Annotated in this window: 11 protein-coding genes; 8 read left to right on the top strand and 3 right to left on the bottom strand. The window is 51.8% G+C overall.

Annotated features, from left to right (window positions below):
- Positions 1-120 precede the first annotated feature (120 nt).
- The 8 genes from rapZ (at position 121) to secG (ending at position 10,071) form a co-directional block, all read left to right on the top strand.
- Positions 121-984 (top strand): RNase adapter RapZ, encoded by an 864-nt coding sequence (rapZ, locus tag CKV68_RS01385; RefSeq protein ID WP_171483483.1) that lies wholly within the window; start codon positions 121-123, stop codon positions 982-984.
- 13 nt (positions 985-997) lie between these two features.
- Positions 998-2,026 carry a gluconeogenesis factor YvcK family protein gene (locus CKV68_RS01380; RefSeq protein ID WP_014525821.1) on the top strand — a complete coding sequence of 343 codons (1,029 nt, stop codon included), beginning with the start codon at positions 998-1,000 and terminating at the stop codon, positions 2,024-2,026.
- Positions 2,027-2,137: 111 nt separating this feature from the next.
- Entirely contained in the window at positions 2,138-3,127 is a 990-nt protein-coding gene (whiA, locus tag CKV68_RS01375) for a DNA-binding protein WhiA (RefSeq protein WP_013911584.1), read from the top strand.
- 384 nt (positions 3,128-3,511) lie between these two features.
- Positions 3,512-4,516 carry a type I glyceraldehyde-3-phosphate dehydrogenase gene (gene gap / locus CKV68_RS01370; RefSeq protein WP_014525820.1) on the top strand — a complete coding sequence of 335 codons (1,005 nt, stop codon included), beginning with the start codon at positions 3,512-3,514 and terminating at the stop codon, positions 4,514-4,516.
- Between the two features lie 166 nt (positions 4,517-4,682).
- Positions 4,683-5,897 (top strand): phosphoglycerate kinase, encoded by a 1,215-nt coding sequence (locus CKV68_RS01365; RefSeq protein WP_038619942.1) that lies wholly within the window; start codon positions 4,683-4,685, stop codon positions 5,895-5,897.
- A gap of 113 nt (positions 5,898-6,010) precedes the next feature.
- Entirely contained in the window at positions 6,011-6,790 is a 780-nt protein-coding gene (tpiA, locus tag CKV68_RS01360; protein WP_013911581.1) for a triose-phosphate isomerase, read from the top strand.
- Between the two features lie 116 nt (positions 6,791-6,906).
- Positions 6,907-9,726 carry a phosphoenolpyruvate carboxylase gene (gene ppc / locus CKV68_RS01355; RefSeq protein ID WP_095075460.1) on the top strand — a complete coding sequence of 940 codons (2,820 nt, stop codon included), beginning with the start codon at positions 6,907-6,909 and terminating at the stop codon, positions 9,724-9,726.
- Positions 9,727-9,834: 108 nt separating this feature from the next.
- A complete protein-coding gene (secG, locus tag CKV68_RS01350; RefSeq protein WP_013911579.1) occupies positions 9,835-10,071 on the top strand; it encodes a preprotein translocase subunit SecG in 237 nt (78 codons plus the stop codon).
- Between the two features lie 64 nt (positions 10,072-10,135).
- Here the strand turns inward: secG and pgl are convergent, their stop codons facing one another.
- The 3 genes from pgl to zwf form a co-directional block, all read right to left on the bottom strand.
- Entirely contained in the window at positions 10,136-10,846 is a 711-nt protein-coding gene (gene pgl, locus CKV68_RS01345) for a 6-phosphogluconolactonase (RefSeq protein ID WP_095075459.1), read from the bottom strand.
- An 18-nt stretch (positions 10,847-10,864) separates the two neighbouring features.
- Positions 10,865-11,824 (bottom strand): glucose-6-phosphate dehydrogenase assembly protein OpcA, encoded by a 960-nt coding sequence (locus tag CKV68_RS01340; RefSeq protein WP_014525815.1) that lies wholly within the window; start codon positions 11,822-11,824, stop codon positions 10,865-10,867.
- A gap of 62 nt (positions 11,825-11,886) precedes the next feature.
- Positions 11,887-13,452, bottom strand: a complete 1,566-nt coding sequence (gene zwf, locus CKV68_RS01335; protein ID WP_231910470.1) for a glucose-6-phosphate dehydrogenase — start codon at positions 13,450-13,452, stop codon at positions 11,887-11,889.
- Between the last annotated feature and the right edge of the window lie 48 nt (positions 13,453-13,500).

The raw sequence follows: 13,500 nt of genomic DNA, 5'->3' as shown, positions 1-13,500 counted from the left end.
CGAGCACAACCCGAATCTGGAGAATCACTTCTGCGGCTTATCAAACTAAGACAACGGAGAAGGTATCTCGCTACACTGGCCTTTGTGAATGTAAATGTTAAAACTGATAAAGAACCACAGATGAAGATTCCTCCTGTCGTTATTACGGGGCTTTCTGGTGCAGGACTGAGTTCCGCTGCCCGCGTCCTAGAGGATATGGGCTGGTATGTTGCCCAAAATGTTCCTTCGCAGCTGGTCGTTGATTTTGTACAGTTGTGCGCTGACCCGCATTCGCCAGTAGACAAAGTCGCTTTTGTCTCAGATGTCCGTTCGCGCGAGTTCAGCGGCAGTCTTGAGCAAGTGATCACGGATCTCTCCGAGCTCGGTTTAAATCCGCTTGTACTTTTTATGGATGCGCGTGATGACGTACTCATTAAGCGCTTTGATAATTTGCGTCGTACTCATCCTTTGCAAGGAAGCGGCACGTTGTCCATCGGCATTGAGCGTGAACGCGAAATCATGAATGAGATTAAAGAGTCTGCCGATTTAGTTATTGATACCTCGGATTTATCTGTACATGACCTGCGACGTTCTATTGAACTAAACTTTGCGGGTATTGCTACAAAGATCCAACATGTCACGGTGCAATCCTTTGGATTTAAGCATGGATCGCCACGCGACACGGATGTGCTTGTCGACGTTCGATTCCTCCCGAACCCCTTCTGGATCCCAGAGCTTCGGCCATTCCGTGGCGTGGATAAGCCAGTATCTGATTACGTCCTTGCAGATGAAGGTGCAAAAAAGTTTTTGGACAATTTCATCACGATGCTCTTGGACATGCAGCCTGGGTTTAAGCACGAGGGAAAGAATTTTATTACTGTTTCCATAGGGTGCACAGGCGGACATCACCGTTCAGTTGCCATCGCTGAAGAGATCGGCCGCAGATTACGCGAAGTTCCGGACCTTGACGTGAGTGTGTCGCACCGAGACATTCAACGAGGGTAGGCGAGGCAGGAGTATGGCATCTCAGAAAGTATCTGACTCTATCCCTGTAACAGATAGTAAAGGCCTCAAAGTAGCAAGCCTTGGTGGTGGACATGGGTTGTTCCAAACCCTACGGGCTGTAAGGCTGCTTGAGCCCTCTTCGATTGACGCAATCGTGACCGTTGCGGACGACGGAGGCTCTTCTGGCCGCATTCGCAGAGAACTAGGTCAAGTTCCCCCAGGTGATCTAAGAATGGCACTTGCGGCTCTGGCCCCTTTCGATGAGGAAGGGCATGTGTGGGAGCAAACACTCCAACACCGATTTGGCGGACATGGTGCCTTGGCTGGTCACGCGGTGGGAAACTTACTGATCGCGGGGCTTTTTGCCACGCTGGGATGTGAGATCAAGGCATTAGATGTCGTCGCAAAGCTTATTCGCGCTGAGGGGCGCGTCTTACCAGTGTGTGCGGAAGCCCTTGATATCGCGGCAGAGGTTTCTGGGCTCGATGAGGACCCTCGCATAATGCGTGAGGTTAGAGGTCAGGTGGCTGTGGCATCAACCCCGGGAACGGTTCGTCGTGTGCGACTCATACCCGAACGTCCGCGTGCCACGGAAGAAGCGATAGCCGCAATTAAGCAGGCAGACGTGGTCACTTTAGGGCCGGGATCATGGTTTTCTAGCGTAATACCGCATCTTCTTACCGACGGTGTTCCTGAAGCTCTAGAGGAAACACAGGCTGTGCGAGTGATAGTCCTCAACCTCACAGCAGAACCAGGGGAGACCGCGGGTTTTAGTGCTGAACGCCATCTGCATATCCTTGCGCAACATGCACAAAGTTTGCGCGCGGATGTTGTTGTGGTGGAATCACAGATGCTTCCTAATAGCGCAGATCGCAAGCACCTGGAGCGTGCTGCTCAAGCACTCGGTGCGCGCGTTGCTTTTCATGATCTCAGCGAGATTGATCAACGCGGACGGGTTATCCATCGGCATGATCCAGAAAAATTGGCACGTGCATTGCGCTTAGAAATAAGCAGAGAAAAAGCAATGAGCATGCCGTCGTAGGCATAGTGCACCCGTAATCTAATGCTTGATAGAAACAGGCTAAGCTAGCACTTTGTTTCCTTAGCTGCTTTTGTAAACAAGATTTGACTCACTCACAAGGATGGAGAATCCGTGCCCAACCTTTCGGACCAGGCTAAAGAAGAACTCATCAAAGTATCGGTGCCTCGGCAATCAGCTCGTATTGCTGAGCTGGCAGCCGTGATCCGCTTTGCGGGTGCTATCGACGCTGTGGCTGGACGAGTCGTTGTGGATATTGAGGTAGGCGAGGAGGCGCTGGCCCAAAGGATTGCTGCTGAGATCAAAGACCTATTTGGTGTGGAATCACAGGTACTCGATTTGGGTCCTGTGAATAGCAGTAGGAAGGCACCGCGGCAGGTCATTCGGGTAGCAGACAACGCTGATAATCTCATTCGTAGAGTGGGGTTAGTTACCCGAAGTGGGCATCAGGTTCGAGGTCTTCCTCCGCACATTATTGCAGGATCTATTGCCGACTCAGAAGCCGCATGGCGAGGCGCCTTCCTGGCGGCTGGAAGCCTATCCGATCCCGGTAGAACTTCCGGTTTGGAAGTTGCCTGTCCCTGCCAGGAGGCCTCTTTGGCATTGGTGGGGTGTGCGCGTCGGCTTGGTTTATCTGCAAAAACCAAAGAGACTCGCGGCGTGGAGAAAGTAGTGATTCGTGACGGAGACGCCGTAGGTGCTCTGTTATCACGCATGGGCGCACATGCTACGAGGCTCTTGTGGGATCAAAAGCGGCAACGTAGGGAGTCCCGCCCCGTGGGAAACCGGCTGGCTAATTTTGATGATGCGAATCTGCGACGTTCTGCGCGGGCTGCTGTCGCTGCTGCTGCTCGTGTGGAGCGTGCCATGGCGATTCTCGGGGATGATGTTCCTGATCATCTTGCGCAGGCCGGGCAACTGAGGGTGCAGCATCGTCAAGCTTCACTAGAGGAGCTTGGCCGATTAGCAGACCCTCAGATGACCAAAGATGCGGTCGCTGGCCGCATACGCCGATTGCTCTCTATGGCTGATAAGCGTGCGGAAGAACTTGGTATGCCGGATACTTCGGTAGCGGTTACAGACGATCTTCTTGATGAGGTTTAGCGCGGTTAAGCACTACAACTTCCCAATGTGACTAGTATTACATTGGGGAGTTTTCTTCTTTCCTGTCTCAACAAACTGAGGTAAATGTTTGTGGGCTATACCCCTCCGGTTAGGGGGTATTCTCCCAGCTCTGTATGGATGTAAACGGGCAAGACCGCAACAGAAACAACATTTCGTCCCATATTGCCCCCTGTAAAGGTGGGGTGGGGTTGCTAAAAATAGTGGTCGAGGTGAGAGAAAACATCTGCAAGTTTCCGATTGTGTCGGTACACTATGAAATCGAGGTTGTAACGGGCATGAAAGTGGAAATTTTCGGACATATTCGGAAAAGAACACATGGCTCTTCTTCCAAACACGATCACTCTATTGTGAGGAGATAAAACAGTGACGATTCGCGTAGGAATCAACGGCTTTGGCCGCATCGGACGTAACTTCTACCGTGCTCTGACCGAGCGTGGTGCTGACGTTGAGGTCGTAGCTATCAATGACCTTACGGACAACCATACGCTTTCCCACCTTCTTAAATACGACTCTATCTTGGGTCGTTTGGGCAAGGATGTTACCTACGACGATGAGTCCATCACGGTCGATGGCCACCGCATCATCGTCACTGCAGAACGTGATCCCAAGGACCTGAAGTGGGGCGAGTGGGGCGTAGACATCGTTATTGAGTCCACCGGATTCTTTACCGACGCTCATGCTGCTCAGGCACACATTGATGCTGGCGCAAAGAAAGTTATCATCTCTGCCCCTGCAAAGAACGAAGACGCCACCTTCGTTGTCGGCGTTAACCATACCGACTACGATCCAGCTAACCATCACATCATTTCTAACGCTTCTTGCACCACCAACTGCCTGGCACCTATGGCGAAGGTCTTGGATGAGAAGTTCGGAATTGAGAACGGTCTGATGACCACCGTTCACGCTTACACCGGCGATCAGCGTCTCCATGATGCTCCGCACCGTGATCTGCGTCGTGCACGTGCTGCGGCACAGAACATTGTTCCAACATCCACGGGCGCTGCAAAGGCTGTTGCGTTGGTTCTTCCTCAGCTGAAGGGCAAGCTTGATGGTTACGCGCTTCGAGTTCCTGTGATCACCGGATCCGCAACCGACTTGACCTTCTACGCTTCCAAGGAAGTTTCTGTTGAGGCAGTCAACGCTGCAATCAAGGAAGCTGCCGAGGGTGAGCTCAAGGGTGTTCTTGCTTACACCGAGGACCCAATCGTTTCCACCGACATCGTGACCGATCCTCACGCATCGATCTTCGATTCTGGCCTGACCAAGGTTATTGGCAACCAGGTCAAGGTTGTTTCTTGGTACGACAACGAGTGGGGTTACTCCAATCAGCTCGTTACCCTGACCGAGTATGTCGGCGAGCGCCTCTAAGCTTTCGATATAGAGTCAACTTGGCTCATTTAACCCTGTAGCCCGGGGTGTGCCTCCGTGGTGCACCCCGGGCTATTTTGGGAGCATCATGCTTTGGTAGCGTGCCTATATGGGGCTGTTCATTCAAACGCAGCACCGCAGCACAAACGACGAAACGGAAGAAGCAATGACTGTAAAGACCTTGAAAGACCTGATAGCTGAAGGCGTGGAAGGACGGCATGTTCTTGTACGCTCGGATTTCAACGTTCCGCTTAACGACGCACGAGAGATCACGGATGCCGGTCGCATTACTGCATCACTGCCTACCATCAAGACGTTGATCGATGGCGGCGCTCGCGTGATCCTGATGGCGCACCTCGGACGTCCCAAAGGCGAAGTGAATGAGAAATTCTCCCTTGCTCCGGTTGCAGAGGCCCTATCAGAAGCATTGGGACAGTATGTGGCCTTGGCTGCTGACGTTGTTGGTGAAGACGCCCATGAGCGCGCTAATGGTCTTAATGACGGCGACGTGCTCCTGCTGGAAAACGTTCGTTTTGATCCTCGGGAAACATCTAAAGACGAGGCTGAGCGCGGGGAATTTGCAGATCAGCTTGTTGCGCTAGCAGCAGAAAACGGTGCATTTGTGTCGGACGGATTCGGCGTGGTTCACCGAGCACAGGCATCAGTCTACGATGTGGCCAAGCGTCTTCCTCATTACGCCGGCACGCTGGTAGAGAAAGAAATCACTGTTTTGCAGAAGGCAGTGGAGTCCCCAGAACGTCCTTACGTTGTGGTACTTGGTGGCGCCAAGGTCTCCGACAAGCTTGGCGTTATTGAAGCTCTCGCCGCTAAGGCAGACAAACTCATCATCGGTGGCGGAATGTGCTACACGTTCCTCGCTGCGCAGGGCATCAATGTGCAGAAGTCGCTTTTGCAGGAAGACCAGATCGAGAATTGTCAGCGTTTGCTGGAAGAGTACGGAGAGAAGCTCGTTCTTCCAGTGGACCTCATCGCAGCAGACACCTTTGCAGCAGATGCAGAGAAAACCGTGGTGGCTCTCGACGGAATCCCAGAGGGCTGGCAGTCACTTGATGTAGGGCCGGAAACTGTAAAGCGCTATGCAGAGGTTTTGTCTACAGCTAAGACCATCTTCTGGAATGGCCCAATGGGCGTCTTTGAGTTCCCTGCATTCGCCGAAGGAACTCAAGGCGTTGCGGAATCCATCATTGAAGCGACCACGCACGGTGCATTCTCTGTTGTAGGCGGCGGTGACTCTGCTGCTGCAGTGCGCCTATTGGGACTCGACGAGGACGGCTTCAGCCATATTTCTACTGGTGGCGGAGCATCTTTGGAATTCCTGGAAGGCAAAGAATTACCTGGCGTTGCAGTCTTGGAAAGCTAGTTTTACATCTTTTTAACGCTTGATGTGGTGCAGCTCAAATAAAAGTCCATAGCCTGCACCACTAGTTTTCTAGCGGGTCAACACTGATTTTGTAATAGAAAGGAACCTTTCGAATGGAACGTACGCCGCTCATCGCTGGTAACTGGAAGATGAACTTAGACCACTTGAAAGCTGTGGCAACAGTTCAGAAGCTAGCCTTTGCACTTCCTAAGGAGTACTACGAGAAGGTCGATGTTGCAGTTACCGTACCTTTTACGGATCTGCGGTCTGTTCAGACTGTAGTTGATGGCGATAAGCTTCAGATCACCTACGGTGCCCAAGACGTATCAGAGCATGAATCAGGTGCTTATACCGGCGAAATCTCTGCAGATATGCTTGCAAAGCTCGGTTGCACATGGGTTGTCGTTGGACACTCGGAGCGTCGTGAATACCATGGCGAGTCCTCGAAACTTGTTGCTGCGAAGGCTAAAGCAGCGCTGGGCAAAGGCATAAGCCCGATCGTTTGCGTCGGTGAGCCTTTGGAGATCCGGGAAGCTGGCACTCACGTAGATTTTGTCGTCGAGCAAACCCGTGAATCGCTTGCTGGTCTGACCGAAGCCGAACTAGCTAAGACCGTTATTGCTTATGAGCCGGTGTGGGCAATTGGCACTGGCAAGGTCGCTTCTGCGGCTGATGCTCAAGAAGTATGTAAAGCGATCCGTGGTTTAGTTAAAGAACTTGCAAATGAGGAAATCGCTGAAGGCGTTCGTATTCTTTACGGTGGCTCTGTAAAGGAAGAAACGGTCGCAGAAATAGTCGGACAGCCCGACGTAGACGGTGGTCTTGTTGGTGGCGCTTCTCTCGACGGTGAGGCATTTGCCAAACTTGCTGCTAACGCAGCGACTGGTCTTTAGAAAAGCGACCTTTAAAAATAAGCAGTGAGCCTTTATCGCTCACCTTCTAAAAGAAAGCACCGTCATGATGAAGTGGCGGTGCTTTTGCACTGTATAACGTGAGGAGCTTAAGCTTCATGCCTGTAAAAGCTACGTCTGCAGGTCCACTATCCGAACAGCTTGTTGAGGATATACGCTTTCTAGGTGCACTTTTGGGGGAGGTGATCAAAGAACAAGAGGGAACGGCAGCCTTTGACCGAGTCGAAGCAGCGCGACAGCTGGCTTTTAAAATCTCGCGCAAAGAGGCACAGGTTGAAGACTTAGTATCACTGCTCAAAGATATTTCAGCAGCAGATGCGATATCGATTATTAGAGCGTTTAGCCATTTTGCGTTGCTAGCAAACATGGTGGAGGACTTGCACGATGAACTGGGTAGACTCCGGCGACAAGAAACCGGTGAAGAAGACCCAGATTCAACTTTGGGTGCGACCTGGAAAAAGCTTGCTAAGGCTGGAGTAACGAGCGAAGACGTGTCCGTTTTACTCGGTAACTTTCAAGTTGCCCCGGTGCTTACCGCTCACCCTACGGAAACCCGTAGACGTACGATTTTTGATGCGCAAGAGCATATGACTACTTTGCTCAAAGAACGTCATGCGATTCTGAGCGCAGATCCGAATGCGCTGACGGTTACGCGTCTTGAAGAGAATACTCGTCGGATTCGCCGGTGGCTGACTCTCATCTGGCAGACCGCGCTTATCCGGGTGGCCCGCCCTAGGATTGAGGACGAGGTAGAAGTTGGATTGCGATACTATAAGCTCTCCTTGCTTACTGCGATCCCTGAGATCAACAAGCAAGTGGCTGATCATATCCAGCGAGAATATGGTGTTAGCTCTGAAGATGCTTTGCGGTCGCTATTCATTAAACCTGGAAGCTGGATCGGTGGCGATCATGACGGTAACCCGTATGTCACTGCGGAAACTCTGCACTATGCGACGACACGAGCAGCCGAGACTGTATTAAAGTTTTATGCACGCGAACTGCATCAACTTGAACATGAGTTATCGCTGTCGGATAGGTTGACTGATGTGAGCCCGACTCTGCGCGTGCTTGCTGATTTAGGACATAACGACGTCCCATCGCGGGTCGACGAGCCTTATCGCCGTGCCGTCCACGGTGTGCGCGGTAGAGTACTTGCTACGTTAGCTTCTCGGATTGGTACAGAAGCGGTAGAAGGCTCGTGGTATGCCCGTCATGATGCTTATTCTGATCCAGATGAGCTTGCAGCAGATTTGGATATCATTGATGCTTCCTTGCGGAGAACGCATGATGAACTCATCGCAGATGATCGCTTGTTGCGCATCAGGACAGCGGTATCAAGCTTTGGTTTCCATCTCTATTCGATGGATTTGCGCCAAAATTCTGAGAGCTATGAGGATGTGCTTACCGAGCTCTTTGAGCAAGCCCACGTAACCAAGCACTATCGCGAATTGGACGAGAACGAAAAGATTCGCGTTTTAACTGCTGAGCTATCGTCACCGAGACCCCTTATACCGCGCGATGGTGCGTCATATAGTGAGGTAACCCAGCGTGAGCTCGACATTATTGCTGAGGCAAAGCGTGCAGTAGATGCTTTTGGTGCAATGATGATCCCACATTCGATTATCTCGATGGCAGAATCTGCGAGCGATATCCTCGAACCGATGGTCCTCCTGAAAGAATTCGGATTAATCCGCATTCAGGAAGGACAACTTACCGGACACATTGACGTCATACCGCTTTTTGAAACGATCGATGATCTGCAAAATGGTGCCAAGATTCTCCAAGATCTATGGCGGATACCGTTGTATCGCAGTTATGTGGAGCAACGAAATAATCTTCAAGAGGTCATGCTTGGCTATTCCGATTCCAATAAAGATGGTGGCTATCTCGCCGCAAACTGGGCTCTGTATGCTGCCGAAACTGATTTAGTAAGCATGTGTAAACAACATGGTGTAGCGCTGAGGCTTTTCCATGGCCGCGGTGGAACCGTAGGACGCGGCGGCGGCCCCTCTTATGACGCTATCCTTGCTCAGCCACATGGTGCTGTGCAAGGCAGTGTACGTGTTACAGAACAAGGTGAGATCATCTCAGCAAAATATGGTTCTGTGGGTGCGGCTCGTCGTAACCTAGAAGCCTTGGCCTCAGCCACGCTGGAGGCGTCGCTGCTTACAATCGATCAGGTAGAAGAGCAATATCCTGAGGCGTATGAGATTATGGGTGAAATCTCACGCTTGAGTCAGCGAAAGTATTCGAGGCTTGCGCATGAAGACCCTGGATTTATTGAGTACTTCACATCCTCCACACCTTTGGAAGAGATAGGCGACCTTAACATCGGCTCGCGTCCTTCGTCGCGAAAACAAACCCAAAGTATCGACGATTTACGCGCAATTCCATGGGTGCTCAGTTGGTCCCAGTCCCGTGTTATGCTGCCCGGCTGGTATGGAGTAGGCAGCGCTTTGCATGAATGGGTAGAAAAAGGCTGTGTGCGCACAGCGGAACTCTCAGCAGATGAGCGCCTTGCTATTTTGCAGAAGCTTAATGATTCTTGGCCGTTCTTTTCTTCTGTGCTGTCTAATATGGCGCAGGTGATGAGCAAAGCTGAGATGCAACTTGCGAAGCTCTATTCGGGATTGGTAGCAGATCAGGAAGCTGCAAACAGAATATTTGCTGATATTTCTGCCGAATTCGATCTCACTAAGACGATGTTCCTCAAGATCACCGGCTTCTCGGGGCTTCTCGACGACAACCCGATGCTTGCACGGTCAGTTCGCTCGCGTTACCCGTATCTGTTGCCGCTTAATACACTGCAACTCGAAATGCTACGTAGGTATCGCGAAGGTGATACTGATCCGAAGGTGGTGCATGGCATTCGCCTAGCTATGAACGGCTTGGCTACCGCGCTGCGAAATTCTGGCTAGTTCTTAGCGGTTGAAAGTGAGTTCCTGGACTTGGGTGGTGTATAGTTGCCTCGAGAAAAGGAACTCTAGTTCTGATAAAAGTACTTTTGTTAACAATTAAGGAAATTCATGGCACTTGCACTTCAGATCATTTTGGTCATCTCTTGCGTGCTGATGACCGTGTTCGTGCTGCTACATAAGGGCAAGGGCGGCGGACTTTCGAGCCTCTTCGGTGGCGGCGTTCAGTCGAACCTGTCTGGTTCCACTGTGGTGGAAAAGAACCTTGACCGAGTCACTATTTTCATGGGCATCATCTGGATCGCCTGCATCGTAGCTTTAAATCTGATTCAGGCTTACGCTCGCTAATAGTGAGATAGCACGAAAAAGCGTCGGTAATCATCTACCGACGCTTTTGTCTTTTCAATGTTGCTTAAGGGGCAGCATCCTGAGCAACAATGAGTAGGGTCTCTTGTATGCCGCGTGCGCCTGCGGCCGGCCAATCAAGCGGATTCGCTCCAGCGGCCACATGATGAGCAGCCTCGGCCTTTTCAGCTCCTGCAACAAGTAGCCAAACACGTTGCGAGCGGGCGATTGCTGGGAACGTAAGAGTTGCTCTTTCCGCTGGAGGCTTGGGAGAGTCGGTTACCGGAATGACCAAGCGAGTTTCTTCAACGGCAGCTTCAGTATGGGGGAATATCGAGTTGATATGCCCTTCGCCTCCCATACCAAGCAGATGGAGATCAAACCCTTGAGGCGCGTAGTTGTGAAGTACCTGTGTGTATTCTTCTACAGCATCAGAGAGCGTAAGCTCTCCCAACCGATACCCATGGATGTTTTCTTCAGGGATATCGATATGATTCAGTAGTGCTTGACGTGCCTGGCCCTCGTTGGACTCAGGGTCCGTGACTGGCACATTACGCTCATCTCCAAAAAAGAGATGAACGCGTGACCAGTTGATGGGGGCGTCGACAAGCTTTTCTAGCATTCGGATACCTGCACCGCCACCAGTAAGAACGATGCGCACCGTGCCATCGCCGGTAACACCGCCATCTTTCGCAGCGGATTGGCACAAGCCTACAATTTTTTCAGCTGCTGCTGAGGCGATGGCGTCGAGGTCAGATACTGGACAAACAGTAACCATGAAGTCCCTTTTTTGAGGTTAGATGGTGGGGTAGCTGATTCTACTGAGACCGCGAAGCGCTCGCGCATACGCTGCGTCGGGGTCGAGGTGTCTTAGCTCTTCTGCGAGGCAATCTGCCTGACTGCGTCGGTTAATAGCGACAAGGGCTGCCTCGCGTCCCGGGACCGTAACAGAAAGTGTTTGCTCGTCTTCAAGAGCTTCCACAATCACAGTGCCAGATGGGCGTTCAAGTTCGATCCTACGAATTGGGATCTCCGAGAAACCATCAGCATCAAAGGGAACAGATTCACCTTCAGTATTGAATCGCTGAACCGAAACACCAAGGCGTTCCGAAAGCCACCCTGCGGCAAGATCGACGCTAGGGCAATCAGATTCACCATAGAGGCGGATACTTTGGATTGGCTCATGAGGAGGCTGGTCTAGCGTCGATGCTAGAACTCCGCGCCACGGGGTCAAGCGAGCCCAGGATACATCCGAATCACCTGGAGCATAGTGGTTGCGTCGGTTGTAGAGAGCGTCCACCGGTGGGTCATAATGCGCGTCGGTGATCCTGCGTTGCGCAATTTTTCCGATCGGGTCCTCGCTGGGATTTATCGGTGCGGAGGTAGGCCACCATGCGACGATTGGAGTATCCGGAAGCAGCAGGGGAGTAACCACGTGCACCAGGTGTTTGGCCACACGTCCACGAAGTCGGATCAAGATTATCTCTGAGGCTCCGGCATCGCCGCCGATGCGGACCTCTGCGTCGACCTGAGAGTCGCCTTCTACTGGTCCGGTGATTAATACGATGACGCGGGAAGGATGCTCCCGTGAGGAATCGTGAGTGGCATTTGTGATTGCCGTAATATCATCCGACTCTTTGGCCACCACAATAAGGGTCAGCACTCTGCTAGTAGTGACTTGTCCGCCTTTGTCGCGGAGGCGGACGAGGGCTTTGGAGATCTCGCGTGTATCGGTATCGGGAAGTTCAAAGATCACTTCAGCGTCTCTTTTCTAAAAGGAAATGCGTATACAGGGAAACGGAATACAACTGACACTGGTTAAGGTCTGCGCCATGCTCGATCTACCCGCTCTAACATGCGGTCTGCTGAAGCCGGACCCCATGTTCCTGCCGCATATTCCTCTGGCTGCCCGCGCTCTGCCCAAAAATTAAGAATGGGGTCCAAAATATTCCAGCTGAGTTCAACCTCTTCATTTGTGGGGAAAAGGCTGGCCTCATCCAGGAGCGCATCTAATATCAGGCGCTCGTAGGCCTCGGGAGACTCCTCGGTGAATGCTTCGGAATAGGAGAAATCCATATTCACATCGCGGACTTCCATTGCCGAGCCTGGAACTTTAGAACCAAATCGCATCAACATGCCTTCATCCGGTTGAACGCGAATAACCACAACGTTTTGTCCTTGGGAATGGCGTGTACCCTCGCTGAAAGGCTGGTGGGGAGCATCTTTGAAGACCAAAGCGATCTCAGTGACACGTCGACCTAGGCGCTTACCGGTACGCAGATAGAACGGAACACCGGCCCAACGACGAGAATTGATCTCCAAAGTGCACGCTGCGTAGGTTTCTGTGGTTGATTGCGGATCAAAACCGTCTTCCTCGCGCAGGCCCTTGACCAACTCTGAACCCTGCCATCCGCTGGCGTATTGGCCGCGTGCGGTCGTCTTGGCAAAAGGACCAACAGGACGGGTTGCGCGTAAGACCTTGATTTTCTCTGCTTGCAGTTGCTGTGGAGTGAAATCAATGGGTTCTTCCATTGCCACGAGGGCGAGAAGCTGAATCAGGTGATTCTGAATAACGTCGCGAGCTGCTCCGATACCATCGTAATAGCCAGCACGGCCACCTAGTCCGATATCTTCTGCCATCGTAATCTGCACATGGTCTACATAATGCGAGTTCCACAATGGGTCAAAGAGTTGGTTTGCAAAGCGGAGAGCCAGAATGTTCTGAACAGTTTCTTTTCCTAGATAGTGATCGATACGGAAGACCGATTTTTCCGGGAAAACTGAGTTAATCAGGGTGTTGAGTTCGCGTGCTGACTCTTGATCGTGTCCGAATGGTTTTTCCACGATCACTCGGCGCCATGAATTGCCCTCAGCTTGAGCCATGCCGGAGCGCTGCAGCTGGTGACAGACATCGGAGAAATAATCCGGTGGCACGGATAGGTAGTAAGCCCAGTTTCCGGCGGTTCCTTGTTCCTTGTCTAAACGACTCAAGAGTGTGGCAAGATCATCAAAGGCTTGATCGTCGTCAAAGTTTCCGCGGGCAAAATGAATTCCCTCGGCTAGCCTCGACCAGACGTTTTCACGAAACTCCGTACGTGCACCAGCTTTTACTGCCTCGTGTACGTAGTCTTCAAAATCTTGTTTAGACCATTCCCGACGGCCATAGCCTACTAGGGCAAAACCCGCAGGTAACAGGCCACGGTTGGCAAGATCATAAATCGCGGGAAGGAGTTTTTTCCGCGCCAAGTCTCCGGTTACTCCGAAAATAACCATGCCGCTTGGCCCGGCAATCCGCGGAAGACGTTTGTCCTCAGAATCACGAAGCGGGTTAACCCAAGGATTCACCGCTGTAGGGGCCTCGGTTTGGTCTTGGTGTTCGGATATACCGAAGCCAGTAGTGTCTTCTGAAGTCACAGGTTCAATCACGTCCCT

This window comes from Corynebacterium ulcerans, from assembly GCF_900187135.1.
Lineage (GTDB): Bacteria > Actinomycetota > Actinomycetes > Mycobacteriales > Mycobacteriaceae > Corynebacterium > Corynebacterium ulcerans.
This window is presented reverse-complemented; position numbering and strand designations above follow the sequence as displayed.